A 24,884-nucleotide genomic window follows, 5' to 3' on the forward strand; every position below is an offset into this window, starting at 1 on the left:
GGCTCTGACCCCGAACCCACGTTTTGCACTACATTGGTGCAATGTCCGACCCCGCACCCCCGCCGTCCCTCGATGCCCTCGGCACGCCGCTGGCCTGGGCCGGGGCCGATGGCTGCATTGCCGGCTGCAATCCGGCTTTCGCCCGCTGGCTGGGCGTCAGCGTCCGGCGCCTGTTGGGTCGGCCGCTGGCCGCACTGGAAGTGCAGGGCGAGGCACTGGCCCATTTCCTGGCCCGGGATGAACGCGACAGCCTGCGCCTGAACCGGCTGGCGCTCGCGGTGCCCGGCGAGGCCCCGCGCTTCGCCGAGGGCTGGATGAGCCGCCGCGACGATGGCGGCTGGCTGCTGGAGGCGCATCCGGTCGATGAATTCCCCGGGCTGGACCCGACCCAGGCCCTGCCCAGCGCGCTCAGTGCAGCGTTGAAGGGGCTGGCCCACGAGCTGCGCAACCCGCTGGCCGGGCTGAAGGGCGCGGCCCAGCTGCTGGCCCGCCGCGCGGCCCAGCGCGATGCCAGCGAACGCGAGCTGATCGAACTGATCGGCTCGGAGATCGAGCGCCTCAACGGCCTGCTCGACCAGCTGCTGTCGCCGGCCCCGGCCGCGCCGCATGCCGAACTGAACATCCATGCCGCGCTTGAGCGCGTGCTGCGACTGGCCGAGAACGAGGCCGGCTGGGCGGTGCGCCTGCAGCGCGACTACGACCCCAGCATTCCCGAATTCCATGGCGACGCCGACCGCCTCACCCAGGCGGTGTGGAACCTGGTGCGCAACGCGATCCAGGCCGGTGCCGGCAACATCACCCTGCGTACCCGCGTGGAGCATGGCGTGCGCATCGCCGAGCAGCTGCACACGCTGGCGTTGCGCCTGGAAATTGCCGACGACGGCCGTGGTGTACCCGAGGAACTGGCCGAGCACCTGTTCCTGCCGCTGGTCAGTGGCCGCGCCGAAGGCACTGGCCTGGGCCTGGCGCTGGCCCAGCAGGTGGCGCGCGAGCACCGCGGCACGCTGACCTACCGCTCGCGCCCGGGCCATACCGTGTTCACCCTGCTGCTGCCGATCGTCAGTGGCACCGCCCCGGCCGAGGAGGCCCCGCGCGATGTCTGAGTCTTCTTCGTCCCCGCAGCGCATCTGGGTGGTCGATGACGATCGTGCCGTGCGCTTCGTGCTGTGCACCGCGCTGCGCGAGGCGGGCTACCAGGTCGTCGATTTCGACAGCGCTGCGCCCGCGTTGCAGGCGTTGAACGAGGGCCCACCGCCGGCGCTGCTGTTCACCGACGTGCGCATGCCCGGCGACGACGGCCTGGTGCTGCTGGACAAGCTGAAAGCCGCATTGCCGCAGCTGCCGGTGGTGGTGATGTCGGCCTATACCGATGTGGCCAGCACGGCCGGTGCGTTCCGTGGTGGCGCGCATGAATTCCTGTCCAAACCGTTCGACCTGGACGACGCGGTGGCGCTGGCGCAGCGTGTGCTGCCGGCAATTGCGCCGGCACTGGCGGCGCCCACACCTGCGGCGGAAGCGCATAGCGACCAACCGCCGCAACTGGTGGGCGATACCCCGCCGATGCGCGCGCTGTTCCGTGCCATCGGCCGCCTGGCGCAGGCGCCGCTGGCGGTGCTGATCACCGGCGAGACCGGCACCGGCAAGGAGCTGGTGGCCAATGCGCTGCATCGCGAATCGCCGCGCGCGCAGGGGCCGTTCGTCGCGCTCAATACCGCTGCAATCCCGTCCGAGCTGCTGGAAAGCGAGTTGTTCGGCCACGAGGCTGGTGCCTTCACCGGCGCGCAGCGCCGCCATATCGGCCGCTTCGAACAGGCCGACGGCGGCACGCTGTTCCTCGATGAGATCGGCGACATGCCGCTGCCGCTGCAGACGCGCCTGCTGCGCGTGCTGGCGCAGGGCGAGTTCTTCCGCGTGGGTGGCCGCGAGCTGATCCGCGTCGATGTGCGCGTGGTCGCCGCCACCCACCAGGATCTGGAAGGCCTGGTTGCACAGGGAAAGTTCCGCGCCGACCTGCTGCACCGCCTGGACGTGGTGCGCCTGCAGCTGCCGCCGCTGCGTGAGCGCCGCGAGGACATCGCGCAACTGGCCAGCACCTTCCTGGCCGCCGCCGCGCGCAAGCTGGATACGCCGCCGAAGCGCCTGACCGCTGCCGCACTGCAGGCGCTGCGCGAACACGACTGGCCGGGCAACGTGCGCGAACTGGAAAACGTGTGCTGGCGGATGGCGGCGTTGGCCGCCGCCGACACCATCGGCGTGGCCGACGTCGATACCGCGCTGAACCGCACGCGCGGCCGTCGCGGCAGCACCAGCGGTGCCGATCCCGGCCAGTGGGAAGCGCTGCTGGCCGAATGGGCACGCCGTCAGCTGGCCGAAGGCGTGGAAGGGTTGCACGCGCAGGTGCGTGAGCGGGTCGACCATGCCCTGCTGGAGGCCGCGCTGCAGATCACCCATGGCCGTCGTGCCGAAGCCGCTGCCCGCCTGGGCCTGGGCCGCAATACCCTTACCCGCAAGCTGGGCGCTGGCCGCCGCCGCGGGGGCCATTGAACGGTCCCTGCACGCGATCCTCGCGCCCGCTTGCCGAACCGTTGATCGTTCATGGACGATGCCGTCCGTAGTGTCACCTGCAAGGAGTCTTCGATGCGTCTGTCCTTTGCCATCCTGCCGTTGTCCGCCGCCGTGCTGCTGTCTGCCTGTGGCAGCGCGCCGAAGAAGGCCGAGCCCACCCCGCCACCACCGACCGTGGTCAGCGCCGCGAAACAGGCCGAGGCCAATCTCTCGCCGGCCTCGGCCAGTATCGTCAGTGGTCGCATCGCGCTGATGGTGGAGCCCGGTGGCCTCCACATCACCGGCCTGATCGGTGGCCTGCAGCCGATGCAGCAGGCCGGCTTCCACATCCATGAGCGTGGCGACTGCAGCGCGGTGGATGCCAGCAGTGCCGGCAATCACTTCAATCCCGGTGGCGCTGCGCATGGCCGCGCCGGCACCGGCAAGCACCACCTGGGCGACATGGACAATCTGCGTGCCGACGCCCAGGGCCGCGCCAACGTCGATATCCACCTCAAGGGCGTTACCCTTGGCGGAGGCGCCGCCACCGATATCGCCGGACGTGCACTGGTCGTGCATGCCAACGCCGACGACTATCGCAGCCAGCCCGCCGGCAATGCCGGCGTCCGCATCGCCTGTGGCGTGATCCGGGTTGTCCGCTGATCACTGCAGGCATCATCCAGGGAGAGATTCCATGCGTTTGATCCACACGTCGCTGTTCGCAGCCATTGCTGCACTGGGCCTGGCGGCCTGCAACCAGCAGCCGGCCGCGCCGCAGGCTGAAACCCCGCCGGCCGCACCGGCCGACGGCGCCACCACCGAACCGGCCGCAACGCCGGCGCCGGCCGCTGCAGCGGCCACCGATGCCACCGCCACCGCCGAACTGGCACCGACCCAGGGTAACGAGACCAAGGGCAGCGTCACCTTCAAGGTGGTTGACGGCAAGGTCCACGTGACCGGCCAGATCAGCGGCCTGAAGCCGGGCAGCGAGCACGGCTTCCACATCCACGAGAAGGGCGACTGCAGCGCCCCGGACGGCATGAGCGCCGGTGGCCACTTCAACCCGGGCAAGCAGGATCACGGCAGCGTGTCCGCTGATCCGCACCACGGTGGCGACATGCCCAACATCAAGGCCGACGACAAGGGCGTGGCCACCATCGACGGCCCGGTGTCGAGCAACGTCAACATCGGCAAGGGTGATGACTTCGACATCATCGGCCGTGGCCTGATCGTCCACGCCGACGCGGACGACTACAAGACCCAGCCGACCGGCAACGCCGGCGCGCGCCTGGCATGTGCGGTGATCCAGAAGGCCCCGTAAGGGCGCTTTTGCTGGAAACGGAAAACGCCGGTGCAAGCCGGCGTTTTTCTTTGCATCGCTTTCTGTAGAGCCGAGCCCATGCTCGGCTGTGCTTTCGGCGGCCTGAGCCGAGCATGGGCTCGGCTCTACAGCAATACGCACGGCGGTCGCGCCCCGGCGAAACGCAATTGCACGGTAGCGCCGGGCCATGCCCGGCGGCGCGCATCCGCAGATCAGCGCGCCAGCAGCTCGCGCGCGTCCTGCCCGGGCTCGCAGTGCACGAACAACACCGGCACGCCGTGCGCTTCCAGCACGGCGGCCATCTGCCGCTGGCGCATCAGGAACTGCTCGTAGATGCCCTTCAGGCGGTCGCAGTCGTTCTTGCCATGATCGTAGTGCGCGCACCAGCCGGCCGGGTCGAACAGCGCCATGCGTGCTTCGCCATGGGTATAGCGCAGCAGCGGCTCGGGTGCGGCGTTGAGCCACTCGTCCTCACCCGGCGCCATGATCGCGGTCTCGATCAGCGGCCACAGCGCGGCCAGGCCCTGGTTGTCGTACTGCATCGACATCATCGCGGCCAGGTCGTTCACGGTGAAATAGCGCGCGTGCTCGATGCGCGCACCGAAGGTGTTCTGCGCCATCAACGCGGTGTCGGCATGCGCCATGCCGTTGGCCAGCAGCGTCTCTTCCAGCGCCTCGGCCACCGCATTGGTGGTGGCCACGTCACTGCCGGTCAGCAGGAACGGCACCACACGCAGGCCACCACCCACCAGGCTGGCATCGGCCTGGAACGGCAGCGGCACGTCACCCTGGGCGTCGGTACCGAACGCCAGCAGGCGCGGGCCCTGGTTGCGGCCCGGCGCACGCATCTGCAGTTCTTCCAGCCGGCGATGGATCGGCCAGCCCGGGCGCAGCACTTCGGCCGGGTCGAAATGGGCGGCGGCGAACACCAGGTCCAGCTCGGCCACCTGCGGCACCAGCTTGGACAGGTCGCGGCCGACGCGATCGGCCAGTTCACCGGCCTGTTCGGCGCTGAGTACCGCCTGGCGGGGGATTTCGCCGCCGGCCAGTTCCAGGGCCAGCACGCCAAGGGCATTCATCGCGGGGTCGGGTTTGCTCATGGTTCCACGGTTGGCCCATCACAGGGCGGCAGCTACACTTGGCTCCATTATGCCTGCTCCGCCGTGCAGGCCATGTTGCAGACACCCTCATCCATGCCAGGTATCTCCATGCCCAACGCTCGTCCCGTCGCCATCCTCGGTGGCGTCCGCATTCCGTTCTGCCGCCAGAACACCGCGTATTCGGATGTCGGCAACCTCGGCATGTCGGTCCGTACGCTGGGCGCGCTGGTCGAACGTTTCGGCCTGCACGGCCAGCAGCTGGGTGAAGTGGCGATGGGTGCGGTGATCAAGCACTCCAGCGACTGGAACCTGGGCCGCGAAGCCACGCTGTCCTCCGGCCTGTCGCCGCTGACCCCGGGCATCACCCTGCAGCGCGCCTGCGGTACTTCGCTGGACAGCATCATCACCGTCGCCAACAAGATCGCGCTGGGCCAGATCGAATCCGGCATCGGCGGTGGTTCGGACACCACCTCCGACGTGCCGATCGTCTACGGCAAGAAGCTGCGCGCGCGCCTGCTGGCCGCCAACCGTGCCAAGAGCACCGGCGACAAGATCCGTGCGCTCACCGCCGGCTTCAAGTTCTCCGAACTGAAGCCCGAGTTCCCGGGCGTGGCCGAGCCGCGCACCGGCAAGAGCATGGGTGACCATTGCGAGGACATGGCCAAGGAATGGAACATCTCGCGCGACTCGCAGGACGAGTGGGCGGTGTCGTCGCACAAGAAGCTGGCTGCCGCCTATGAGCGTGGCTTCTTCAACGACCTGATCGCACCGTTCCGTGGCGTCGAGCGCGACAACATCCTGCGCCCGGATACCTCGCTGGAAAAGCTCGCCACGCTGAAGCCGGCCTTCGACAAGGTCTCCGGCCGCGGCACCCTGACCGCAGCCAATTCCACCCCGCTCACCGATGGCGCTGCCGCGGTGCTGCTGGCCAGCGAGGAATGGGCCCGCGCACACGGCCACGAACCGCAGGCGTACCTGCGTGATGCCCACGTCTCGGCCGTTGATTTCGTGCATGGTGAAGGCCTGCTGATGGCACCGACCGTGGCTGTGCCGGAGATGCTCAAGCGCAATGGCCTGACCCTGCAGGACTTCGACATCTACGAGATCCACGAAGCCTTCGCCGCGCAGGTGCTGTGCACCCTGCGTGCGTGGGAGAGCGAGGATTACTGCCGCAACCGCCTGGGCCTGGATGCACCGATGGGCCGCATCGACCCGGACAAGATCAACCTGCTGGGTTCGTCGCTGGCCACCGGCCACCCGTTCGCTGCCACCGGCGCCCGCGTGATTGCTACGGCCGCCAAGCAGCTGGCCGAACGCGGCGGCGGCCGCGCGCTGGTGTCGATCTGCACCGCCGGCGGCATGGGCGTGGTGGCGATCGTCGAACGCTGATTGTTGCGACCGCACGCCAACCAAGGTTGGCGACTACCGGGTTCCACACATGAAAACGCCGCCCAATGGGCGGCGTTTTTTCTTGCTCTGGTGAGTGCCGACCGTTGGTCGGCACGCTTCACGGCAACCGCGGATTACCGAATTCGTCGCGCTCTTCGTTGGCGTCATACACCGGCGGCTGCACCGTGATGGGCTGCTCTTCCACCGTGGCGCGTGCAGGTGCTTCAATGCCGCGCACCAGCTCCACGCTGTCCTCGCCGCGCTGCAGTCGCAGCGCATTGGCCAGGCATTGCGCGGCCAGCGCGTGCTCGCCACGCTGCGCGAACAGCTCACCCAGTGCTTCCCACGCAGGAGCACCAGCGCCGGCGGCGATGGCCTCATGCAGGAACGCATCGGCGGCATCCCACTGCTGCTGGGCCAGGGCCACGCGGCCCTGTGCCAGGCGCAGCGCGGCCGACTCGTCATGCACGTTGCGCCAGCGCGCCAGGTTGCTCTGGCGGGTGGCCAGGCGCTCGGCCGGCAGGCGGCCATACAGCGCCACCAGTTCGTCGTCCCAGCGATGGTCCAGGGCCTGTTCCAGCGCCAGCAGCGCCGGCTCATCCCAGTTCAGGGCCACCGCGCGGCTGGCATACGCGCCGACCACGTCCGGGGTGGGGCGCAGCGCCTTCGGCGTGGCTTCCCACTGCGCGGCCAGCGCGTTGACGTCGGCCGCTTCCAGCAGCGCCTGTGCGGCCAGGCGTGCTTCCAGTTCGCTGTTGGCGTCGGCCGGCAGCACCTTGCTCTGGCGCAGTGCACCCAGCTGGCCATACGCCTCGTGGGCGCGGCCCGCCTGTGCCAGTGCTTCGGTGCGCAGCCACAGGCCGCGCGGCGGCAGCGGCTGGATCGCCGCCACGTCCAATGCGTTGATTGCATCCACCGGCAGATCGCGCGCCAGCAGCTGTTCGGCGCGCAGCAGCGCCTGCAGGGTGGCATCGCTTTCGCCCAGGCGCTGCAGCAGCGCTTCACCGGCAGGGCCGTCGGCACGCGCCTGCGCACTGCGCACGGCGTTGGCCAGCGCCACCGCGCTCACTTCCGGATCCTTGGCGGCGCCGTCCAGCAGCTTCTCGGCACGCTGCCACTGGCCGTGCTCATAGGCCTGCAGGCCGTCGATCAGGCGCACCCGGCCCTGCTTGCGGCGGTAGCGGCCCCAGGCGCGGAACGGTGCAGCGATCAGGCTCCACAGCAGCCACAGTACCAGCACCGCGATCACCGACAGCAGCGCCACCTTGGGCAGGTTGCTGTGGTAGTCGTAGCCGCCGTAGCGCAGAGTCACTTCGCCGAAGCGGTTGAGGTCATCGGCGCCGAGCCATTGCGCGGCAACCACGCCGATGGCCACGGCCAGCAACAGCACGACCAGGGATTGCAGGGGTTTCATGTGGGATTACCTCCGGTCGGTCTGGGTACGCAGCTGCTGCAGGGTGCTGCCAAGAACAGCATTGCTGGCCTGCAGCGGAAGCTCGCGCAAGGCCTTCAGTTCAGCACGTTGCGCGCGCAGGGCCGGTGAATCCGGCCAGCGCCGTTGCGCCCAATGCTCCACGCGTGCCAGCGCAGTATCGCGGCCGGTGCGGTCGCCACGTTCGATCGCGGCGCGCGCCAAGGTCAGTTCCAGTTGCAGTGCATCGTCTGCATTGCGGCGCTCGGCGGCGGTCAGCGGACCGTTCTGGCGGCTGGGGCTGATGTCCACGAACGGGGCCAGCGTGGCCTGCCACCAGGTCTTGCCGGCGCCGGGCGCGCTGTCGCCTGTTACCTGCGAGGGCAGGCCCTGCAGGGCTTTGGCCAGGCTATCCAGGCGCTGCAGCGATTGCGCGCGCGGGCCGGCACCAAGGGAATCCAGTGCATCGCGCTCCTGCACCAGGGCCTGGCGCAGATTCAGGCCGTCGCTGTCGGGCAGATCGGCCAACGCGGTGGCGGCCTGTGCATACAGGCGGCGTGCGCCTTCCACGTCGTCGGCGTAGTTCAGTCGCTGTGCCGCCTGGGTCAACAGCAGCTCGGCCTCATCGCGCTGTACCGCCTGGCGGCCCTGGTTGGCGCTGTCGGCCAGCTTGGCCAGGTTCTCTTCCAGCAATGCACTGCGCTGCGAAAGGCCCAGCATCTCGTCGCGCAGCACGCGGTTGGTGGTCGCCGCATCCTGCAGGCGCTGGCTGGTCGCGCGCTGGTCGCGGCGCAATGCATCCAGCGTCGCCTGCAGGCCCTGCAGCTGCACGGCCGTGGTCTGTGCCTGCGCTTCCTGTTCGTGCTGTTGCTGTTGCCAGACGTACCAGCCGGCATAGCCGCCCACGCCAAGCACGACCACCCCGGCCAGCGGCAACAGCCAGCGCACAGGTCGACGGGGCGGGGAAACGGGCGGAGTCTCGTTCATGGGGCTTCCTTGTCGGCAACGTCGCCGGTCAGGTTCCGGCAGGCCGCGTTGTGCACAGCATCACTGTTGCCGACCACAGCGGCAAGCGTGACCCACGTCCCTGTTCAGGTCGCTGCCGGGACGGTGAGCGTGGCGTGTGCAGCGGCCACCAGTTGTGCCGTGGTGGGCCCGGCCGCGCGCGCCACGCGTTGCAGCCCCAATGCGTGCGCCTGTTCGCCGAGCCGTTCGCTGGCCACGACCACGGTGGCCAGCGCCTGAAAGCGTTGCTGCAATGCCGGCGGAAGCTGCTGCCAGAAATGCAGCAACGCCTCACCACTGCTGACCGCCAGCACCCACGGCTGCGCTGAATGCGCCAATCGAGCCAATGTGCGGGGCGGCAGGCGCAGCAATCGGCGCTGGTAGACGTCGGCGCGTTCGATCGTGGCGCCCGCCGCCTGCAATTGCGCGGCAATCAGGCCGCGCCCGCCAGGGGCGGTGACCAGGCCGATGCACAGGCCCTGTACGTTGGCCAGCACCGGCAGCGCCAGCAGCCCCTCGCTGTCCATCCGCTGCGGTGCATGCACCTCGGCGACGCCCTGCGCCCGCAGCGCGTGCGCGGTGCCTTCGCCCACGGTCAGCCACGGGCTGCGTTGTGCTTCGGCCAGTGGCAGCAGGGTGGCGGCCGCAGTAACGGCGGCCGGGCTGGTAAACACCACCCGATCGCAGTTCAGCGTGCGTTGCAGCTGACGTACCACTGGCGTGCCGTTCAGGCGCTGCAGACGCCAGGGCGGCAGGGCCAGCACATGCCCGCCCAGCCCAGCAACGGCGCGGCGCAGCGCGGAATTCTGGCCTTGCGGTCGCAGCGAAATGAAGGTCCAGCCCGGCTCGGAACCGGCGGCGCCAGTGGGTATCGTATGGTCGGCCATTGCCTGCATTATGCGGGCCCTTCGTTGTCGTGGTCTCTGCTCCGATGTCCGTTGATGCTCTGACTTCCTCGCTGGCCGCCCTGCAGGACGTGCTGGACTGCATGCCGGCGGTACGCGCCATGCAGATCCAGCTCGACGGCTATGCCGATGGCGTGCTGCGCATCACCGCGCCGCTGGCCGCCAACGTCAACGACAAGGGCAACGCCTTCGGTGGCAGCCTGGCCTCGGTGCTGACCCTGTCGGGCTGGGCCCTGGTCAGCCTGCGCCTGCGCCTGGCCGGCCACGATGCCGAGGTCTACGTGGCCGACAGCAACCTGCGCTACCTGGCGCCGGTCTACGAAGACCTGCACGCCCACGCCGAAGCGGCCGAAGCCACCGGCTGGGACGCTTTCCTGAACACCTTCCGGCAGCGCCGCAAAGCCCGCATCAGCATCATCGCCACCCAGCCCGGTGCCGATGGCAAGCCCGCCGCCGAGTTCAGCGGTCGCTTCGTTGCCTTCGCCAAAGGGTAGGATGGCAGGCTGACGTTCTGGGGAAACCACCGATGCGCCGCCTCATCCAGTTCCTGATGTGTTCCCTGCTGCTGGTCAGCGCCGTGGCTTCGGCCGACGACCTCAGCCGCAAGCAGCGCAAGCTGCTGGAAGAGACCCAGATCGCCTACGGCGCCACCATCCGCTGGGGCAGCATGGACGATGCGATCGGCTATCTGGACCCCACGCTGCGCAAGGAAAAGCCGCCCACCGAGTTCGAGCTCAACCGCTACGCGCAGCTGCGCGTGTCGTCCTACCGCGAGCGCAGCAGCGCCTCGCTGGACGGGGGCCTGGTCGAACGCCGCGTCGAAATCGGGGTGATCAACCAGAACACCCAGGCCGAGCGCACCGTGGTCGTGGTCGAGCGCTGGCGCTGGGACCCGGAAGCCAAGCGCTGGTGGCAGACCGCCGGCCTGCCGGACCTGTGGAAAGGGCAGTGACGGGCCGCGTCCGGCTTGTGCGACAATCGGCGCCCGCTTAATCGACCCGTGACCTGAGTGAATTACGAAGAGTTGCTGGCCTTTGCAGGCCGAAACCCGATGCTGTCCGCGGCCCTGGTCGGCCTGACCGTGGCCATCATCGTCACCGAGATCCGCCGCCTGTTCCGGGGCTTCAAGGGCATCAAGCCCGCCGAACTGACCCAGCTGATGAACGCGGGCGGCACGGTGGTGGTCGACCTGTCGGCCAGCGGTGACTTCGAGAAGGGCCACATTGCCGGCAGCCGCAACGCCCAGGCCAGTGCCTTCGGCCCGGACAACAAGCTGGTGGCCAATGCCAAGCAGTCGCCGGTGGTGCTGGTGTGCCGCAGCGGCAACGCTTCGGAAACCGCCGCGAAGGCGCTGAAGAAGGCCGGTTTCGAGAAGGTCTACGTGCTCGACGGCGGCATTCCCGCCTGGCAGCAGGCCGAGCTGCCGCTGGTCAAGGGCCGCAACTGATTGCCGCAGGTGGCGGATCCGGCCTTGTATGGGCCTGATCCCGCCCCCATCGCAGTAATTCGACCATCGTTTTCATTGCATTCATTGGAGTTACTGGAAATGTCCGAAGAGATCACCAACGGCGCCGCTGCGCCGGTCGATGCCGCCACCGGCCCCGCTTTCACCGTCGAGAAGATCTACGTCAAGGACGTCTCCTTCGAGTCGCCGAACGCTCCGACCATCTTCAATGACCAGGTGCAGCCGGAGCTGCAGCTGAACCTGAACCAGCAGGTGCAGCGCCTGGGTGAGAACGCCTTCGAAGTCGTGCTGGCCGTGACCCTGACCTGCCAGGCCGGTGAGCGCACCGCCTACGTGGCCGAAGTGAAGCAGGCCGGCGTGTTCGGCCTGGTCGGCCTGGACCCGCAGTCGATCGACGTGCTGCTCGGCACCCAGTGCCCGAACATCCTGTTCCCGTACGTGCGCCAGCTGGTCAGCGACCTGATCCAGGCCGGCGGCTTCCCGCCGTTCTTCCTGCAGCCGATCAACTTCGAAGGCCTGTACGCAGAAACCCTGCGCCAGCGCCAGGAGCAGGGCGACGCACCGTCGCTGGCTGACTCCGAGCCGGCTGGCAACGCCTGATTCCTGCCGCGACGTCACGGATGAGCACTCCCGCTGACAAGATCGCCGTGCTTGGCGCCGGTTCCTGGGGAACCGCGCTGGCCAGCCTGCTCGCACGGCACGGTCACCCGACCGTGCTGTGGGGGCGCGACGCTACCGTGGTCGAAGCCATCGACCAGCGCCACGAGAACCCGCGTTACCTGCCGGGCATCCCGCTGCCGGACAGCCTGCGTGCCACCACCGACCTGGCGTCGGCGGTGGAGGGCGCGGCCTGGATCCTGGTGGTGACCCCGTCGCACGCCTTCGGTGAAACCGTGCGTGCGCTGGCGCCGCTGCGCCCGGCCGGTGCCGGTGTGGCCTGGGCCACCAAGGGCTTCGAGCCCGGTTCGGGCCGCTTCCTGCATGAAGTAGCGCGCGAAGTGCTGGGTGAGGACGTGCCGCTGGCCGTGGTCACCGGCCCGTCGTTCGCCAAGGAAGTGACCCAGGGCCTGCCGACCGCGATCACCGTGCACGGCGACGTGCCCGAGTTCGCGCAGACGGTGGCCGAAGCGATGCATGGCCCAGCGTTCCGCGCCTACACCGGCGACGACATGGTCGGTGCCGAGCTGGGCGGTGCGATGAAGAACGTGCTGGCCGTTGCCACCGGCGTGGCCGATGGCATGCAGTTGGGCCTGAACGCTCGTGCCGGCCTGATCACGCGTGGCCTCAACGAGATGCTGCGCCTGGCCGCTGCCATCGGCGCCAAGCCGGAAACGCTGATGGGCCTGGCTGGCCTGGGCGATCTGGTGCTGACCTGCACCGGCGACCTGTCGCGCAACCGCCGCCTGGGCCTGGCCCTGGGCCGTGGCCAGACGCTGCAGGATGCCGTGCGCGAAATCGGCCAGGTGGTCGAGTCGGTGCAGACCGCCGACGAAGTGATGCGACAGGCACGCCGCCATGGCATCGACCTGCCGATTTCCGACCGCGTGCGCGCCGTGCTGCACGGCGAGCAGACGCCGGAAGAAGGCCTGCGCGCACTGCTGGCGCGGGAACAGAAACCGGAATACCCGGACACGCTGTTCAAGTGAATCGAAAAACCCCGGCCCAGTGCCGGGGTTTTTTGTGCGCGCCCCATCCACGCATAGCGTGGATCTAGGACGGAACCCGCTTCTGGTAGCTGCCAACCTTGGTTGGTGCCCGGTAGCGCCGGGCCATGCCCGGCGGCATTCATCACCGCGCGCGCGGCCGCGCGTTGCTGTTGTCCATGTCCGAGAAGATCACCCACGGCCCATCCCCCTCACGCTTCAGCGTGAGCGTGAACTTGCCGGTATCGCCCACGTTGTTGCCGTAACTGTAGGCACCGATGATGTAACCCGTGTTTTCTTCCACGGCGTAGGCCAGCGCACGCAACCGCAACGGGCTGCTGCCCTGGCCGGCATACGCGGCCTCGATCGCGCTGCGGCCGCGCACCGGCGGCTGGTTGCTCTGCAGCACAAAGCCATCTTCGGCGAACAGTGCAGCCAGTGCCTTGGCATCACCGGTGCGCCACGCCTGCTCGTAATCGCGCAGTACGCGATCCAGCGGTGCGGGCAGGGGGGTATCGGGCAGGCGCGCAGACGTCGTGCCTTCTGCATCGTGGGAAATTGCCGGCGTTGCCAGCAGCAGGGCACTGCAGAAGATCATGGCGAGTGGTCTACGGCGCATGCGTCCGGCTCCAGGCGATGACGGGAAGCTGCGAACGCATCCTAGCGCGGTGCTGGTTAGAATCACGCGGCCGCAGATTCGGCGGATGCAGCGCAGATCAGACAAGGACACGGAATGAAGATGCGAATCACAGGGATGGCGATGATGGCCGCGCTGTTGGCAGCCTGCGGACAGGCACCGGAGAAGACTGGCGGGACTGCACCTGCTGCGGCGCCAGCGCCGACCACCGAAGCACCGGCCGCCACGGCCACCGTGGTCGAGAAGGAACCGTCCATCGAAGAAGGCGTGGACCCTGCGGTGTGGGACAACGAAGGCGAGCCGGAAGACCCGGCCGCCGGCGGCGAACTGACCTGCGCGGACAATCCGCTGGCGACCCACTTCTTTACTCTGGTGGGCGGCAACACCGTGGATGACTGCGGCCGCAAGGACCCGAAGGTGCTGGCCGCGTTCGATGCGCTGATGAAGGGCACGCAGGACGCCGAATCCAGCGACAAGGACATTCCGTCGCTGCGCAAGCGCCTGTTGAGCGGACCCAGTGGCCCTGGCGAGCTGCTGGTGCTGCAGGGCGAGCCGTGGTGGTTCTACACCGCCTGCCAGGCCCACGATTGCCCCGGCACCGCGTTGGCGATGTTGTACTCGCCCGATCAGTCGAAGCTGGTCGGCCGTCTTACCGCGCGCTGCCGTGTGTGGTGGCTGGGCGAGCCGACGGCGGAACAGCGTGCGCAGATCGAACAGCGCCAGCCACTGCAGGATGCCGCGTTGAAGGAAGACAGCGTGCTCTGCGAGTGATGTGGCGCGCTCTGCAGCGCCGGGCCGTGCCCGGCGCTGCAGTGAGCGTTGTTCCCCGTATCACCCTTCCGGCCGCATGCGTGCGCTGACCTGTGCGGCTAGCGACAGACTGGCCATCATCAGGCCCTCCATCACGCGGTCGCCCACGTATTCCTCCTCGGGCCCGTTCTGGCGTACGCGCTCGGCAGCCAGCAGCATTTCCAGCGCCACGCGCAGCCCGGCCAACGCACAGTCCGCGTCGGCCAGCGCCATGCGGCGCCCTGGCATCTGATGACGTTCGGGCCAGGGCTGGCCGTCGGCGGCCGCGCCCTTGCCGATGCGGTCGAGCGTGGCGATGAAACCGTGCGGATCGTGCGGGTGCAGTGCTTCCGAGGGCGCGTCCGCGTTGGCGGGCACATACTGCGCGCGCAGGCGGGAGGATTCGGGTGTGCTCATGGCAAAGGCTCCGTGCAGGACAGACGGCAGCCGCCACGCAAAGGTGGCGGGCGGAGACGTGGCTCGAAAACCGGGACAGTGCGTACAAGGCCGGCAGGCACAAGGCCTCCACGCTCCGCCCACCATGACCGGCAGACGAATTGCCCGTCGGCGCCACACAGGGTGACGCCGACGGGCAGGCGCAAACAACGTACGCATTGCCACGGGTTTTCGATGCCCGGCCACCCTTTTCCGGTGGCCCACCATCTGTACCGCCGTCGCTGCGTAACGCCAATCAGAAGAGTTGCATTCAACGCTGGATCAAAGACGCTTTTGGCATTTTTGCATGCTGTTAAGCCGTCGCAGACGCAGGCGCCGCAACGTCCGTAGCGGCATGGGGAATATGCGACATGGGTCGAAGTTGATGACGTGGCGTACGGGCACTCCACCAGGCCGATGACGACAGTGCGGGGCGAAGAACGTAAATCGACTTCGGCGCACTCCGGTGTGTCAGTGCTCTTCGCGTCTCTCGTACCAGGCTTGAGTACGGTTCACGATCCGCACCACAGACAACATGACCGGCACCTCGATCAGCACACCAACTACCGTCGCCAGTGCAGCCCCCGAATGCACGCCGAACAGTCCCACCGCGGTGGCTACCGCCAGTTCGAAGAAATTGCTGGCACCAATCAACGCCGAAGGGCCGGCCACGCAATGCGCCACGCCCAGGCGACGATTGAGCAGGTAAGCCAGGCCGGAAGTGAAATAGACCTGGATCAGGATCGGCACCGCAATCAGTGCGATCACCAGCGGCTGCTCCACGATCTGTCGGCCCTGGAAGCCGAACAGCAGCACCAGTGTGAGCAGCAGCGCGCACAGCGAGACGGGCGCCAGCTTGCGAAGCACCCGCTGCAACGCTGCCTCGCCACGACGCATCAGAATCCAGCGCCGCAGCAACGCGGCCACCAGCACCGGCACCACGATGTAGAGGCCCACCGACAGCAGCAACGTATCCCACGGCACGGTGATCGCCGACAGGCCCAGCAGCAGTGCAACCACCGGCGCGTAGGCCACCACCATGATCGCGTCGTTCAACGCCACCTGGCTCAGGGTGAAGTTGGCATCGCCACGGCACAGGTTGCTCCACACGAACACCATGGCGGTGCAGGGCGCGGCCGCCAGCAGGATCAGCCCGGCGATGTAGCTGTCGATCTGTGCTGCGGGCAACCAGTCGGCGAAGGCATGGCGCAGGAACAGCCAGCCCAGCAGTGCCATCGAGAACGGCTTCACCGCCCAGTTGATGAACAGCGTTACGCCGATGCCCTTCCAGTGCTGCTGCAACTGGCGCATCGCAGTGAAGTCGACCTTCAGCAGCATCGGGATGATCATCAGCCAGATCAGCAGTGCAACCGGCAGGTTGACCTTGGCCACTTCGGCGGAGGCCAGCACCGCGAAGGCATCGGGCAGGACATGGCCCAGCAGCGTGCCCATCGCAATGCACAGCACAACCCACAGCGTCAGGTGTCGCTCGAACAGGCTCATGGCAGTGGCACCGTCACTGCGCGCCGTCGGTCGGCAGCAGCCGGCCGATCCGGTCCAGCGCGTGCTGCAGCGTCGTGCGGTCGGACCACAACGATTCGGGCAGCGCGAGCAATGCACGCAGTCGCAGCTTCACGATGGCATGGGCCTGCGCGAATGCTGCGGCCTTGTCGGCATCGCTACCCGCGACGGCCGCCGGATCGGGCAGGCCCCAGTGGCTGCGGATGAAGTCACCGAACACCACTGGGCAAGCTTCGGCGGCCGCCGAATCGCATACGGTGATGACCAGGTCCATCGGGGCCGCGTCCACGAACACATCCCACGATTTGCTGTGCAGCCCATCGATCGGCATGCCTTCGGCCTGCAGCTGCGCCAGTGCGAACGGATTGACCTGGCCGGTGGGCTGGCTGCCGGCACTGAAGGCGGTGAAGCGATCGCCGCCCCAGGCACGCAAAGTGGATTCGGCAAGCACGCTGCGGGCGCTGTTGCCGGTGCAGAGGAAGAGGACATTGCGGGTCATGTGGCTTCCATGGTCAGTGAGCGGTTTGGACATGCAAAGCGCGCTGGCCGGGCAGAGACGAGTGAACTCGGCAGAGCTGCGGATCGCCTCCGCTATCTGCGCGCGATCACATCCGGCATAGCCGTGCCGCGCGAACCACGTGCCTGCCGATGTTGTCAGCAGCACCAGTTCCCTGACCTGCATACGGCGGGCCATCTCTTCGGCCGTTGCCAGCAATGCGCGTCCAAGGCCGGCGCCGCGTCGGTCATCAGACACCACCAGGGAGCGGAGCAGCGCCGAGGCGCCGAAAACCTGCAATCCAACGGCGCCCACGGGGACGCCGTCGAGGTCCGCGACGAAAAACACGACCTTGCTGCTTTCCAGATCGGCCACGGGCAACTGCGCCTGCTGCAGAAGGTCCCGGATGGAGGACAGGTCGTCGCGTGTGCCGGCACGAATCACGGGGTCTGGCTTCATCTCAGCACCTGCATGCCGGTTCGCTCACCGCGCACCGCTCGTCCGGCGAGCCCGCGCAGCAGTTGTGCGTCAGGTACTCGATCAAGCCGTTCATGGCATCGAAGTTGGCCCGATAGCAGACATGGCGGCCCTGGCTTTCACTCTCCACCAGCCCGGCCTGCACCAGCTCCTTCAGGTGGAAGCTGAGCGTGGCTGGGGGCACCTGCAGGGCCGTGGCGATGTCGCCCGCCATGCGCCCTGCCGGGCCAGCCTCCACCAGCAGGCGGAAGGCAGCCAGGCGGGTGGCATGACCGAGCGCAGTGAGGGCGGTGATTGCATTTAACGTTTCCATATTTCTAGAATAATCGAATGAATAAGCCAATCACAAGCCCTGACCTGCCCAATCTGGTGGAATCGTCATTGCCCCAGCCCAATCATCACCAGCTCGCCGCGGCAGATCTGGGGCCGCCACGCATCCTCCTGCTCTACGGCTCGCTGCGGCCGCAGTCGTTCAGCCGCAAGCTGGCGCTGGAAGCCGAGCGATTGCTGCGCCATCTGGGGTGCGAAACCCGCATGTTCGATCCGCATGCGCTGCCCATGCTCGACAGCGTGGACACGAGCCACCCTGAAGTGCAGCGGTTGCGTGCGTGGTCGCAGTGGTCGGAAGGCCAGGTCTGGGTCAGCCCCGAGCGGCATGGCACGGTCACCGGCGTGTTCAAGAACCAGATCGACTGGTTGCCGCTGGAAGATGGCAGCGTGCGGCCCACGCAGGGCAGGACGCTGGCGGTGATGCAGGTGAGCGGTGGCTCGCAGTCGTTCAACACCGTCAATACGCTACGCGTGCTCGGCCGGTGGATGCGCATGCTGACCATCCCCAATCAGTCATCGGTGGCCAAGGCCTGGCAGGAATTCGATGACGATGGGCGCATGAAGCCCTCGCCGTACTACGACCGCGTGGTGGATGTGATGGAGGAGCTTGTGAAGTTCACGCTGCTGACGCGAGGGCGGTCGGACTACCTGGTGGACCGCTACAGCGAGCGGAAGGGCGACGCGCATGCCGCGGTATTGGCGCGGGCCGCAGGGGCTGCGGCTTCCTGAATTCCAATCTGCCGACGAGCGTATTACTTGCTTGCGCGCCGCGCGCCCTTCTCGTCTTCGTCCTTCGCATCCCCGCGGCTCTGCGCGAACTCCGGGAAGGTCTTCGTGATCGAATCCTTGTCCGGCAGGATGTAGAACACGCCGCCCTTCTCGAACATGGGCTGCACGATCTGCCCGTAGAACGCGGGCGAGACATTGATGCAACCGTGGGTGACGCGGTTGTCGTCCGGCGTGGGCGATGCCAGTCGTTCGGCACGCTTTTCCTTTGGGCTGCCCGGCGGCAGCGGGTGCATTGAAACCGCGGAATCGTAATCCACCCACAGCACGCGCCCGGCATCGTCGGAGGGGCCGTAGCCACCGATGAAGCGGCCGGCCGGCGTGGTGCGGTCGTGGCCGGGAATCGCGCTCAGTGCCAGCTTGGCGACGCCGGGTGCGGAATGATCGCCGATGGCCGAACCGAACAGCGCCGGTGCCGCGCCACGCAGCTTGCCGTCGCCGCTGAAGATCAGAACCTGCGCCGCCGCCTTGTCCATGACTGCGAACGGATAGCCCTGGTTGTCCTTGCTGGCGACGACCCAGCCGGCCAGCTCGATCACCGTTTCGGACACGCTCTGGTCAGCCGGAAGTTCATCAACGGCGGCTACCGGTGATGCAGGTGCGTCCTTGTCCCTGGCGTTGGCTACGCCGCTGCACGCAACGACCAGTGCCATGGCCAGTGCGGCATGGAGGGCGCGGCGTGCAGGGGAGGAGTAGGTACGAATGAGACGGCTCCTTGCAATGCAGTCTTGGGTGGAAGGACGCCAGTGGCCGGCGAAGGCCACTGGTTCCCGATACAGAGATGGATCAATTCAAGCAGTGAGGGAGCGATTACCCGCGCGGCTTGCGGCCGGCCGGTGCCCTTTCAAGCTGCTGCACGCGGCCTTCGATCTGGTCCAGACGCTGGTTGGCCTGCTGTGCGGACTGGTTGGCGGATTCCGCACTCTGCGCAGCACCCTGCACCTTGACGTCGAGCTGATCGAGACGCGAGTTGATGGTTGCAAACTCGTTCTTGTAAGAGGCGCAGGCGCCAAGGCTGACGGTGGCGATGAGCGCTACAGCAAGTGCGCGGGCCGTCTTCATGTGTTGCGGGTTCAGGTTCATTGCACTCCCTCCTTCGTCTGGGGAAGCTGGAATATAGCGGCGTTTGTTCCCGTCGCTACCAAGCGCTTTCAGCTGGAATTTGAGTACGTGGATGGGCTGTGAAGGCCTGTAAATCAACAAACCTTAACAAGCGGGATCAGGCGAGCTGATCTGCGCCGGCCAAGCGCCTTGTGCCTGTTCAATATCACCCATTCACCAGCATGAAGCCGGCATCACGGTATCTGCGCCTGCGCGCTTTCGCCTGCTGCGCACGCAGGTTGCCATCCACTTGCTTCCAGCAGCGCTGCAGCGTTTCCAGGCTGGACATTCAGCAGTTCGGCGATGGCGTTGCGCGTGTCGGGCGCGCGCGCAACGTAGGCATGGGCAATGCGGTAGCCGATCCAGTAGCCGAGATCTCCACGGCGCGCATCGTCGCCGGGGCCGTTGTACAGCCACCTCGAAAGATCGGTGCCCATGCTGTCCTGCAGGAACGCGCGCTCCAGCGCACACTCACGACCCTGCGTCCAACGCTGCAGATGCGCGTTGGCCGGTTGCCCGGAGATCCGTTCGGCCACGTACTCGGCGCCGCCTTCCAGCAGCGTCTGATAGAGCAGGGTGGGCTGCTCGACCTCCACGCGTGCACCAGGCTGTTGCACGTGCACATACTCATGGGCGATCAGATGCACGAAGCGGTCACTCACATCGGCCTGCATCCAGTCGGCGTTGCACAGCGCTTCCAGGCCGATGACCACGCCTGCTTCGGTGGTCACGCCACCACTGTTGCCGCGGCCCACCAGTACGGTGACCGGGGGAAAGCGCGCAGACGGCAACAAGGCGCCCAGCTGATCGACGGCAGCGGCGACGCGCGTGCGGATCGATGGCAATGCTGTCGCGCAGGTTCCCGCTTTCGCAAACAATGCCGGCTTGTCCTGGATGGCCCTGGCCAGCCGCTCCATCGAGCCGATACGGCTGTCGGTGAAGCTGCGCAGGGCATCCGTACCCGCATCCAGATAGCCGTGTTGCAGTTCATCGGCGCTTGGGCGCCCTTGGTTGGCGTCCATCACCTTGAAGAAGCGCGTGACATCGTCTGTCTGCACGACGATGTGCCCGGCAGAAACGATGCGCTCAGCCGCCTGTGCCTGCAGCAGCGCGACCGGCGAGGCGATCAGGATCAGTGCCCACATCAAGCATCGAGCGTGGTGCGTATAAGAAGCCGGCAGCGGTGCCATGCAGAGTTCCCTGAACGCCAGCCTTATTTATACACCAGTCAGTTCAATATTCAGGGTTGATTAGACCCCCTAACGGATAATTCACACCTGTCGACCGCCTCCTTTCTCTCCCCCTCCCGGGAGGCGGTCGACGAAACCAAAATAATTAAAGGTGTGTCCCGATGAACAAGAATTCGCTGCTTGCCCTGGGTCTTCTGGCTGCCCTGCCGTTCGCTGCATCGGCAACCGATGGCCTGTCGTACAACTACGTTGAAGGCGGCTACGTGAACACCGATGCCAAGGGCGGCGACGCCGATGGCTGGAAGGTGAAGGGTTCCGTTGCGGTGCACCCGAACTTCCACGTCTTTGGCGACTACAGCGCCCAGGAAACCGACAAGTTCAAGAATGACGTCGACCAGTGGCGCCTGGGTGTCGGCTACAACTACGGCATCGCACCGAACACCGATCTGGTGGCCCGTGTTGCGTACCAGAAGTACGACGAGAAGCGCGGCCTGGACTTCAACGGCTACTCCACTGAAGTGGGCGTGCGCACCGCGTTCAACCCGTACGTGGAAGGCTACGTGATGGCCGGCTACGAAGATTTCAGCAAGAAGCACGGTTACAACCCGGACGGCGAGTTCTACGGCCGTGTCGGCGCCACCGCCAAGTTCAACCAGAACTGGGGCCTGAGCGGCGAAGTGAAGCTGGCCAAGGCTGGCGACCGCGAGTGGTTCGTGGGCCCGCGCTTCACCTGGTAACAAACGCCTGTCGTTAGTGCGTGTTGTGCTGGCGTGTGACTCTCTCTCTCTCCCACACGCCAACCGAAGCCCGGCCTCGCGCCGGGCTTCACTTTTATGGGCCCTGTAGCGCGACAATGCGGCATGGGCGACTCTTCCCCCCTCGCAGGTACTGGCACGGCCTACCAGGAGCATCCGGCGCCTGCGCCGCTGCGCGGCCACTTTGGTCAGCTGTGGCAGAGCCAGCTTCCTGACGATGCCGATGGGCACATCACCGTACTGCCCGATGGCTGCGTGGATATCCTCTGGCGCGACGGTGCGTTGTTCGTGGTCGGCCCGGACCGCGTGGCCGCGCACCCGGCGCTGGCACCCGGTGCGCAGGTGCTGGGGGCACGCTTCCGTCCCGGCCAGGCATTGGCCGCGCTGGGCCTGCCCCTGGCCGAGATCATCGGCCAGGCCGTGCCACTGGCCGATCTGAAGGGCGCGTGGGCGAGCAAGGCGGCGGCCTCCATTGGTGACACCGCGCCTGCACAGCGCCTGCAGCGGATGGCGCACTGCCTGCAACAGCATATGGGTGCGTCCGCGCTCGATACCCCGGCGCAGCGTGCACATGCCCTGTTCCAGGCGCTCGCCATTGGTGACGCCACGCTGGATACGCTGGCGGCACGCCTGAGCCTGAGTCCGCGCAGCCTGCGGCGCTTCAGCCAGTCGCAGTTCGGCTACGGCACCAAGACGCTGGAGCGGATCCTGCGCCTGCAACGTTTTCTTCGCCGCAGCCGCGCGCTGCCGCAGCACTCGCTGGCGATGCTGGCCGCCGAGGCCGGCTATGCCGACCAGGCCCATCTCAGTCGCGAGGCGCGTGAGCTGGGTGGCATGACCGCACGCGAACTGCGTCTGGAGTGGGGCCAATGATGGCCGTTTCGTTCAAGACCTCGATACCGCGCTGATTGAAGCTGGGGCTCCCACCACGGAGCCACGCCATGAGCCACGTCGCACCCCACGATGCCGAATGCCGCATCGACAACATCGAATTCAACGTCGCCGACATTGCTCGCAGCAAACGCTTCTACGGCGAGGTGTTCGGTTGGCACTTCACCGACTACGGGCCGGCCTACACCGAGTTCGACGATGGCCGCCTGAAAGGCGGCTTCGTGGCCGACGCGCCGGTGCGTGCCCACGGCGGGCCGCTGGTGATCCTCTACTGCGCGGACCTGGCCGATGCACAGCAGCGTGTGAATGCCGCTGGGGGCGAGGTGGTGCAGGCGGTGTTCGCGTTCCCTGGTGGCCGCCGCTTCCAGTTCCGCGATCTGGATGGCTACGAGTTGGCGGTCTGGAGTGATGTGGATTGAGGTCTTCGTACCTTCGCTGGTGGACGGAACGAGAACCGCTCCGTCCCCGGCCAGGTGGTTCCGCTATGATCGCCCGCACATCGCCACGCGATGCGCCCGCCTCAAGCCAGCAGGAACCGCCGTGAACTCCCAGCCCGCACCGATCACCGCCCTCAACCACACGCTCGACAACGAGCCGCAGCAGATCACTGCGCCACTGACCCATTCGGCGGCGTTCCTGGTGCTGAAGGTGAAGGACGACGAGGCGTCGATCGCCAAGGCACGCGAGGTCCTGGCCAGCACCGATGACCTGATCAAGAACACCGCCATCCGCGAGATCGAGCGCACCTTCACCTGCAACGTGGCCATTGGTCACCGCGTGTGGAAGCCGCTGGTGGGCACCACGCCGCCGCGTGAGCTGCAGCCGTTCCGCGAGATCAAGGGCGCGACCCACACCGCCGTGTCCACGCCGGGTGACCTGCTGTACCACATCCGTGCACGCACCATGGACCTGATCGTGGCGTTCGAGCGCAACCTGCTGATGGCCTTCGGCGATGCGGTGGAAGCGGTCGATGACGTAGCCGGTTTCCGCTATTTCGATGGCCGCGACCTGCTCGATTTCGTCGATGGCACCGCCAATCCGGAAGGGCTGTCGCTGCCGGAAGCCACCATCGTGGGCGAGGAAGATCCCGAACATGCCGGTGGCAGCTATGTGGTGGTGCAGAAGTACCTGCACAACCTTGATGCCTGGCGCGCACAGAAGACCGAAGCGCAGGAAGCCATCATCGGCCGCACCAAGCACGACAACATCGAGTTGGATGACGCACCGGCGGATGCGCAGAAGTCGCACAAGACCCTGTGCACCATTGAAGACGCCGACGGCGAGCACGAGATCCTGCGCGACAACATGCCGTTCGCCAACCCGGGCCGTGGTGAGTACGGCACCTACTTCATCGGCTACACCCGCCGCCTGTGGGTGATCGAGAAGATGCTCGAGCGCATGTTCATCGGCAATCCCGCGCCGCTGCACGACCGCATCCTCGATTTCTCCACCGCCACCACCGGCGTGACCTTCTTCGCGCCCTCGCGCAAAGTGCTGGCCGATCTGGGCGATTGATCGCGCCGGGCAGCGGCGACCGCCATCTGCCTGTCATCTACCGCCCCGACCATCTGCTGTTGGATGCGAGTGCAGGAGGCAGGCGATGGCGATGGCAAGGAACACAACCGGCGCACGCCGCTGGTGGCGGCCGCTGGCCGCGTTGTTCGGTGCGCTGGCACTGGGGAGCGCCGCGGTGTCCGCGCAGGAAGCTCCTGCACACTGGATGGCCTATGCCGCCGCCGTGGGGGGCCAACTGCAGCAGCGCCTGCAGCAGGAGCAGGACCCGCAGGCGCAGCGCGTGCTGGAATGGCTGCAGGCACATCCGGACGCACCGACGCCGCTGCCGGTGAGCGTGTGGATCGCGGCGGATGGCCGCATCTCGAAGCTGGAATTCGACAGCCTGGGCGATGCCCAGGTTGATGCAGACCTGCGCGCGACCCTGCAGGCAGCGCCGTTGCAGGCGGCGCCACCGGCCGACATGCGCCAGCCGCTGCGGCTGGGCCTGGTGCTTACCCAGTAGATCCACACCATGCGTGGATATGCCTGGTAGATGCCGACCTTGGTCGGCAGGCACGCCAACCAAGGTTGGCGACTACCGGTGGCCCCCAGCCACGCATGGCGTGGCTCTACTGCGTTGCCACCTGCGGTTCACGCGCGGCCGCGCTCCATGCGCGCAGGCCGAACACGGCCAGGCCGAGGAAGAACACGTACAGCGCGGCGGTCACGTGCAGCGACTTGAACAGGTACGCACCCACGTAGACCACGTCCACCGCAATCCACACCCACCAGCACGCCACATGCCGCCGTGCCTGCCACCACTGGCCGACCAGGCTCAGCGCGGTCAGCATCGCGTCCAGCCAGGGCAGTGCGGCATCGGTGAAGGTATGCATGGCCGCACCCAGCGCCACGCCACCACACAGGCCGATGGCCAGGTCGCGCAGCAGCTTGCCGCGCGCCAGCGGCACGATGCGGATGCTGCCCTCATCGGCGGCATGCTGCCGCCAGTTGAGCCAGCCGTAGACCAGGAAGCCACCGAAGGCGACCTGCAGCAGGGTGTCCGAGTACAGCTTGGCCTCGGCGAATACCAGCCCGTACAGCGTCACCGACAGCAGGCCCACCGGCCACGCCACCAGCCGGCGCCGGGCCATCAGCCAGACGCCAAGGATGCTGCACAGTGCGGCGGTCCACTCGAGCAT

At 67.2% G+C, this 24,884-nt stretch carries 30 protein-coding genes and 1 pseudogene; 17 read left to right on the top strand and 14 right to left on the bottom strand.

The annotated features are described in order from the left end of the window. Nucleotides 1–41: 41 nt before the first annotated feature. The 4 genes from G5A07_RS11530 to G5A07_RS11545 all read left to right on the top strand — a co-directional run bounded on the left by G5A07_RS11530 (nt 42) and on the right by G5A07_RS11545 (nt 3,865). Complete coding sequence (locus tag G5A07_RS11530; RefSeq protein WP_029380135.1) at nt 42–1,103, top strand: ATP-binding protein; 1,062 nt, start codon at nt 42–44, stop codon at nt 1,101–1,103. After that, nucleotides 1,096–2,544 (top strand): nitrogen regulation protein NR(I), encoded by a 1,449-nt coding sequence (gene ntrC, locus G5A07_RS11535; RefSeq protein WP_043400755.1) that lies wholly within the window; start codon nt 1,096–1,098, stop codon nt 2,542–2,544. The genes G5A07_RS11530 and ntrC overlap by 8 nt, the downstream gene beginning before the upstream one ends. A gap of 93 nt (nt 2,545–2,637) precedes the next feature. Then, nucleotides 2,638–3,207, top strand: a complete 570-nt coding sequence (locus G5A07_RS11540) for a superoxide dismutase family protein (protein ID WP_010487189.1) — start codon at nt 2,638–2,640, stop codon at nt 3,205–3,207. Between the two features lie 31 nt (nt 3,208–3,238). Next, nucleotides 3,239–3,865 (top strand): superoxide dismutase family protein, encoded by a 627-nt coding sequence (locus G5A07_RS11545; protein WP_019336498.1) that lies wholly within the window; start codon nt 3,239–3,241, stop codon nt 3,863–3,865. Between the two features lie 212 nt (nt 3,866–4,077). Here G5A07_RS11545 and G5A07_RS11550 read toward each other — a convergent pair whose 3' ends face one another. Then, nucleotides 4,078–4,965 (bottom strand): hypothetical protein, encoded by an 888-nt coding sequence (locus G5A07_RS11550; RefSeq protein WP_191863334.1) that lies wholly within the window; start codon nt 4,963–4,965, stop codon nt 4,078–4,080. Nucleotides 4,966–5,058: 93 nt separating this feature from the next. Between G5A07_RS11550 and G5A07_RS11555 the strand changes: the two genes are divergently transcribed. Beyond that, nucleotides 5,059–6,354 carry an acetyl-CoA C-acetyltransferase gene (locus G5A07_RS11555; protein ID WP_029550824.1) on the top strand — a complete coding sequence of 432 codons (1,296 nt, stop codon included), beginning with the start codon at nt 5,059–5,061 and terminating at the stop codon, nt 6,352–6,354. Between the two features lie 118 nt (nt 6,355–6,472). Here G5A07_RS11555 and G5A07_RS11560 read toward each other — a convergent pair whose 3' ends face one another. The 3 genes from G5A07_RS11560 to G5A07_RS11570 all read right to left on the bottom strand — a co-directional run bounded on the left by G5A07_RS11560 (nt 6,473) and on the right by G5A07_RS11570 (nt 9,666). Beyond that, complete coding sequence (locus tag G5A07_RS11560; RefSeq protein WP_019338206.1) at nt 6,473–7,768, bottom strand: heme biosynthesis HemY N-terminal domain-containing protein; 1,296 nt, start codon at nt 7,766–7,768, stop codon at nt 6,473–6,475. Nucleotides 7,769–7,774: 6 nt separating this feature from the next. Next, nucleotides 7,775–8,752, bottom strand: a complete 978-nt coding sequence (locus tag G5A07_RS11565; protein WP_029380131.1) for a uroporphyrinogen-III C-methyltransferase — start codon at nt 8,750–8,752, stop codon at nt 7,775–7,777. Nucleotides 8,753–8,856: 104 nt separating this feature from the next. After that, entirely contained in the window at nt 8,857–9,666 is an 810-nt protein-coding gene (locus G5A07_RS11570) for a uroporphyrinogen-III synthase (RefSeq protein ID WP_191863335.1), read from the bottom strand. 35 nt (nt 9,667–9,701) lie between these two features. On the opposite strand from G5A07_RS11570, the gene G5A07_RS11575 reads away from it, so the two are divergent. The 5 genes from G5A07_RS11575 to G5A07_RS11595 all read left to right on the top strand — a co-directional run bounded on the left by G5A07_RS11575 (nt 9,702) and on the right by G5A07_RS11595 (nt 12,786). After that, entirely contained in the window at nt 9,702–10,169 is a 468-nt protein-coding gene (locus G5A07_RS11575) for a YiiD C-terminal domain-containing protein (protein ID WP_005407593.1), read from the top strand. A 32-nt stretch (nt 10,170–10,201) separates the two neighbouring features. Continuing rightward, nucleotides 10,202–10,627, top strand: coding sequence for a hypothetical protein (locus tag G5A07_RS11580; protein ID WP_071306495.1), 426 nt, complete (start codon nt 10,202–10,204; stop codon nt 10,625–10,627). Between the two features lie 57 nt (nt 10,628–10,684). Continuing rightward, a complete protein-coding gene (locus G5A07_RS11585; protein WP_004153552.1) occupies nt 10,685–11,122 on the top strand; it encodes a rhodanese-like domain-containing protein in 438 nt (145 codons plus the stop codon). A 99-nt stretch (nt 11,123–11,221) separates the two neighbouring features. Then, nucleotides 11,222–11,740, top strand: coding sequence for a protein-export chaperone SecB (secB, locus tag G5A07_RS11590; protein WP_004153553.1), 519 nt, complete (start codon nt 11,222–11,224; stop codon nt 11,738–11,740). A gap of 20 nt (nt 11,741–11,760) precedes the next feature. Next, a complete protein-coding gene (locus tag G5A07_RS11595) occupies nt 11,761–12,786 on the top strand; it encodes an NAD(P)H-dependent glycerol-3-phosphate dehydrogenase (RefSeq protein WP_191863336.1) in 1,026 nt (341 codons plus the stop codon). Nucleotides 12,787–12,928: 142 nt separating this feature from the next. Here the strand turns inward: G5A07_RS11595 and G5A07_RS11600 are convergent, their stop codons facing one another. Beyond that, complete coding sequence (locus tag G5A07_RS11600; RefSeq protein WP_010487164.1) at nt 12,929–13,381, bottom strand: nuclear transport factor 2 family protein; 453 nt, start codon at nt 13,379–13,381, stop codon at nt 12,929–12,931. Between the two features lie 135 nt (nt 13,382–13,516). Here G5A07_RS11600 and G5A07_RS11605 point away from each other — a divergent pair, with 135 nt between their 5' ends. Then, nucleotides 13,517–14,191 (top strand): Ivy family c-type lysozyme inhibitor, encoded by a 675-nt coding sequence (locus G5A07_RS11605; protein ID WP_019338210.1) that lies wholly within the window; start codon nt 13,517–13,519, stop codon nt 14,189–14,191. Nucleotides 14,192–14,251: 60 nt separating this feature from the next. On the opposite strand, the gene G5A07_RS11610 is transcribed toward G5A07_RS11605, so the two are convergent. The 5 genes and pseudogenes from G5A07_RS11610 to G5A07_RS11625 all read right to left on the bottom strand — a co-directional run bounded on the left by G5A07_RS11610 (nt 14,252) and on the right by G5A07_RS11625 (nt 17,451). Next, nucleotides 14,252–14,626 carry a hypothetical protein gene (locus tag G5A07_RS11610; protein ID WP_010487161.1) on the bottom strand — a complete coding sequence of 125 codons (375 nt, stop codon included), beginning with the start codon at nt 14,624–14,626 and terminating at the stop codon, nt 14,252–14,254. A 489-nt stretch (nt 14,627–15,115) separates the two neighbouring features. Further along, complete coding sequence (gene arsB / locus G5A07_RS11615) at nt 15,116–16,147, bottom strand: ACR3 family arsenite efflux transporter (protein ID WP_019338372.1); 1,032 nt, start codon at nt 16,145–16,147, stop codon at nt 15,116–15,118. Nucleotides 16,148–16,160: 13 nt separating this feature from the next. Then, the gene (locus G5A07_RS22485; RefSeq protein ID WP_049480513.1) at nt 16,161–16,664 is read right to left on the bottom strand and encodes an arsenate reductase ArsC; all 504 of its coding nucleotides are present in this window, start codon (nt 16,662–16,664) and stop codon (nt 16,161–16,163) included. 36 nt (nt 16,665–16,700) lie between these two features. Continuing rightward, nucleotides 16,701–17,120 (bottom strand): annotated as a pseudogene (gene arsN2 / locus G5A07_RS22490) (arsenic resistance N-acetyltransferase ArsN2); the annotation flags it as partial. 1 nt (nt 17,121) lies between these two features. After that, on the bottom strand, nt 17,122–17,451 hold the full coding sequence (locus G5A07_RS11625) for a metalloregulator ArsR/SmtB family transcription factor (protein ID WP_010487154.1): 330 nt from the start codon (nt 17,449–17,451) through the stop codon (nt 17,122–17,124). A 17-nt stretch (nt 17,452–17,468) separates the two neighbouring features. On the opposite strand from G5A07_RS11625, the gene arsH reads away from it, so the two are divergent. Next, nucleotides 17,469–18,197, top strand: coding sequence for an arsenical resistance protein ArsH (arsH, locus tag G5A07_RS11630; protein WP_029380128.1), 729 nt, complete (start codon nt 17,469–17,471; stop codon nt 18,195–18,197). Between the two features lie 23 nt (nt 18,198–18,220). Here the strand turns inward: arsH and G5A07_RS11635 are convergent, their stop codons facing one another. The 3 genes from G5A07_RS11635 to G5A07_RS11645 form a co-directional block, all read right to left on the bottom strand. Beyond that, entirely contained in the window at nt 18,221–18,907 is a 687-nt protein-coding gene (locus G5A07_RS11635) for a hypothetical protein (protein ID WP_049480469.1), read from the bottom strand. Nucleotides 18,908–19,064: 157 nt separating this feature from the next. Then, nucleotides 19,065–19,337 (bottom strand): hypothetical protein, encoded by a 273-nt coding sequence (locus G5A07_RS11640; RefSeq protein ID WP_010487149.1) that lies wholly within the window; start codon nt 19,335–19,337, stop codon nt 19,065–19,067. Nucleotides 19,338–19,549: 212 nt separating this feature from the next. Beyond that, the gene (locus G5A07_RS11645; protein WP_099559720.1) at nt 19,550–20,500 is read right to left on the bottom strand and encodes a DUF2268 domain-containing putative Zn-dependent protease; all 951 of its coding nucleotides are present in this window, start codon (nt 20,498–20,500) and stop codon (nt 19,550–19,552) included. Between the two features lie 206 nt (nt 20,501–20,706). On the opposite strand from G5A07_RS11645, the gene G5A07_RS11650 reads away from it, so the two are divergent. The 5 genes from G5A07_RS11650 to G5A07_RS11670 all read left to right on the top strand — a co-directional run bounded on the left by G5A07_RS11650 (nt 20,707) and on the right by G5A07_RS11670 (nt 24,208). Next, nucleotides 20,707–21,282, top strand: coding sequence for an Ax21 family protein (locus G5A07_RS11650; RefSeq protein WP_004134798.1), 576 nt, complete (start codon nt 20,707–20,709; stop codon nt 21,280–21,282). A 123-nt stretch (nt 21,283–21,405) separates the two neighbouring features. Beyond that, on the top strand, nt 21,406–22,173 hold the full coding sequence (locus G5A07_RS11655) for a DUF6597 domain-containing transcriptional factor (RefSeq protein WP_191863338.1): 768 nt from the start codon (nt 21,406–21,408) through the stop codon (nt 22,171–22,173). A 68-nt stretch (nt 22,174–22,241) separates the two neighbouring features. Then, a complete protein-coding gene (locus G5A07_RS11660; protein WP_049410042.1) occupies nt 22,242–22,610 on the top strand; it encodes a VOC family protein in 369 nt (122 codons plus the stop codon). 121 nt (nt 22,611–22,731) lie between these two features. After that, on the top strand, nt 22,732–23,706 hold the full coding sequence (locus tag G5A07_RS11665) for a Dyp-type peroxidase (protein ID WP_049480473.1): 975 nt from the start codon (nt 22,732–22,734) through the stop codon (nt 23,704–23,706). Between the two features lie 85 nt (nt 23,707–23,791). Continuing rightward, nucleotides 23,792–24,208 (top strand): hypothetical protein, encoded by a 417-nt coding sequence (locus G5A07_RS11670; protein ID WP_049480475.1) that lies wholly within the window; start codon nt 23,792–23,794, stop codon nt 24,206–24,208. 106 nt (nt 24,209–24,314) lie between these two features. Here G5A07_RS11670 and pnuC read toward each other — a convergent pair whose 3' ends face one another. Further along, on the bottom strand, nt 24,315–24,884 hold the full coding sequence (gene pnuC, locus G5A07_RS11675) for a nicotinamide riboside transporter PnuC (RefSeq protein WP_019338380.1): 570 nt from the start codon (nt 24,882–24,884) through the stop codon (nt 24,315–24,317).

The organism is Stenotrophomonas sp. AS012628, from assembly GCF_010608305.1.
GTDB lineage: Bacteria > Pseudomonadota > Gammaproteobacteria > Xanthomonadales > Xanthomonadaceae > Stenotrophomonas > Stenotrophomonas geniculata.

What these genes read in the sequence shown, in the direction of transcription:
- G5A07_RS11550 (WP_191863334.1), bottom strand. Translation starts at nt 4,965, where the DNA reads ATGAGCAAACCCGACCCCGCGATGAATGCCCTTGGCGTGCTGGCCCTG.
- G5A07_RS11670 (WP_049480475.1), top strand. Translation starts at nt 23,792, where the DNA reads ATGGCGATGGCAAGGAACACAACCGGCGCACGCCGCTGGTGGCGGCCG.
- G5A07_RS11600 (WP_010487164.1), bottom strand. Translation starts at nt 13,381, where the DNA reads ATGATCTTCTGCAGTGCCCTGCTGCTGGCAACGCCGGCAATTTCCCAC.
- G5A07_RS11635 (WP_049480469.1), bottom strand. Translation starts at nt 18,907, where the DNA reads ATGGCACTGGTCGTTGCGTGCAGCGGCGTAGCCAACGCCAGGGACAAG.
- G5A07_RS11645 (WP_099559720.1), bottom strand. Translation starts at nt 20,500, where the DNA reads ATGTGGGCACTGATCCTGATCGCCTCGCCGGTCGCGCTGCTGCAGGCA.
- G5A07_RS11570 (WP_191863335.1), bottom strand. Translation starts at nt 9,666, where the DNA reads ATGCAGGCAATGGCCGACCATACGATACCCACTGGCGCCGCCGGTTCC.
- G5A07_RS11595 (WP_191863336.1), top strand. Translation starts at nt 11,761, where the DNA reads ATGAGCACTCCCGCTGACAAGATCGCCGTGCTTGGCGCCGGTTCCTGG.
- G5A07_RS11575 (WP_005407593.1), top strand. Translation starts at nt 9,702, where the DNA reads ATGTCCGTTGATGCTCTGACTTCCTCGCTGGCCGCCCTGCAGGACGTG.
- G5A07_RS11565 (WP_029380131.1), bottom strand. Translation starts at nt 8,752, where the DNA reads ATGAACGAGACTCCGCCCGTTTCCCCGCCCCGTCGACCTGTGCGCTGG.
- G5A07_RS11605 (WP_019338210.1), top strand. Translation starts at nt 13,517, where the DNA reads ATGAAGATGCGAATCACAGGGATGGCGATGATGGCCGCGCTGTTGGCA.
- G5A07_RS22485 (WP_049480513.1), bottom strand. Translation starts at nt 16,664, where the DNA reads ATGACCCGCAATGTCCTCTTCCTCTGCACCGGCAACAGCGCCCGCAGC.
- G5A07_RS11610 (WP_010487161.1), bottom strand. Translation starts at nt 14,626, where the DNA reads ATGAGCACACCCGAATCCTCCCGCCTGCGCGCGCAGTATGTGCCCGCC.
- arsB (WP_019338372.1), bottom strand. Translation starts at nt 16,147, where the DNA reads ATGAGCCTGTTCGAGCGACACCTGACGCTGTGGGTTGTGCTGTGCATT.
- pnuC (WP_019338380.1), bottom strand. Translation starts at nt 24,884, where the DNA reads ATGCTCGAGTGGACCGCCGCACTGTGCAGCATCCTTGGCGTCTGGCTG.
- ntrC (WP_043400755.1), top strand. Translation starts at nt 1,096, where the DNA reads ATGTCTGAGTCTTCTTCGTCCCCGCAGCGCATCTGGGTGGTCGATGAC.
- arsH (WP_029380128.1), top strand. Translation starts at nt 17,469, where the DNA reads ATGAATAAGCCAATCACAAGCCCTGACCTGCCCAATCTGGTGGAATCG.
- G5A07_RS11625 (WP_010487154.1), bottom strand. Translation starts at nt 17,451, where the DNA reads ATGGAAACGTTAAATGCAATCACCGCCCTCACTGCGCTCGGTCATGCC.
- G5A07_RS11580 (WP_071306495.1), top strand. Translation starts at nt 10,202, where the DNA reads ATGCGCCGCCTCATCCAGTTCCTGATGTGTTCCCTGCTGCTGGTCAGC.
- G5A07_RS11540 (WP_010487189.1), top strand. Translation starts at nt 2,638, where the DNA reads ATGCGTCTGTCCTTTGCCATCCTGCCGTTGTCCGCCGCCGTGCTGCTG.
- G5A07_RS11650 (WP_004134798.1), top strand. Translation starts at nt 20,707, where the DNA reads ATGAACAAGAATTCGCTGCTTGCCCTGGGTCTTCTGGCTGCCCTGCCG.
- G5A07_RS11660 (WP_049410042.1), top strand. Translation starts at nt 22,242, where the DNA reads ATGAGCCACGTCGCACCCCACGATGCCGAATGCCGCATCGACAACATC.
- G5A07_RS11655 (WP_191863338.1), top strand. Translation starts at nt 21,406, where the DNA reads ATGGGCGACTCTTCCCCCCTCGCAGGTACTGGCACGGCCTACCAGGAG.
- G5A07_RS11555 (WP_029550824.1), top strand. Translation starts at nt 5,059, where the DNA reads ATGCCAGGTATCTCCATGCCCAACGCTCGTCCCGTCGCCATCCTCGGT.
- G5A07_RS11640 (WP_010487149.1), bottom strand. Translation starts at nt 19,337, where the DNA reads ATGAACCTGAACCCGCAACACATGAAGACGGCCCGCGCACTTGCTGTA.
- secB (WP_004153553.1), top strand. Translation starts at nt 11,222, where the DNA reads ATGTCCGAAGAGATCACCAACGGCGCCGCTGCGCCGGTCGATGCCGCC.
- G5A07_RS11530 (WP_029380135.1), top strand. Translation starts at nt 42, where the DNA reads ATGTCCGACCCCGCACCCCCGCCGTCCCTCGATGCCCTCGGCACGCCG.
- G5A07_RS11545 (WP_019336498.1), top strand. Translation starts at nt 3,239, where the DNA reads ATGCGTTTGATCCACACGTCGCTGTTCGCAGCCATTGCTGCACTGGGC.
- G5A07_RS11560 (WP_019338206.1), bottom strand. Translation starts at nt 7,768, where the DNA reads ATGAAACCCCTGCAATCCCTGGTCGTGCTGTTGCTGGCCGTGGCCATC.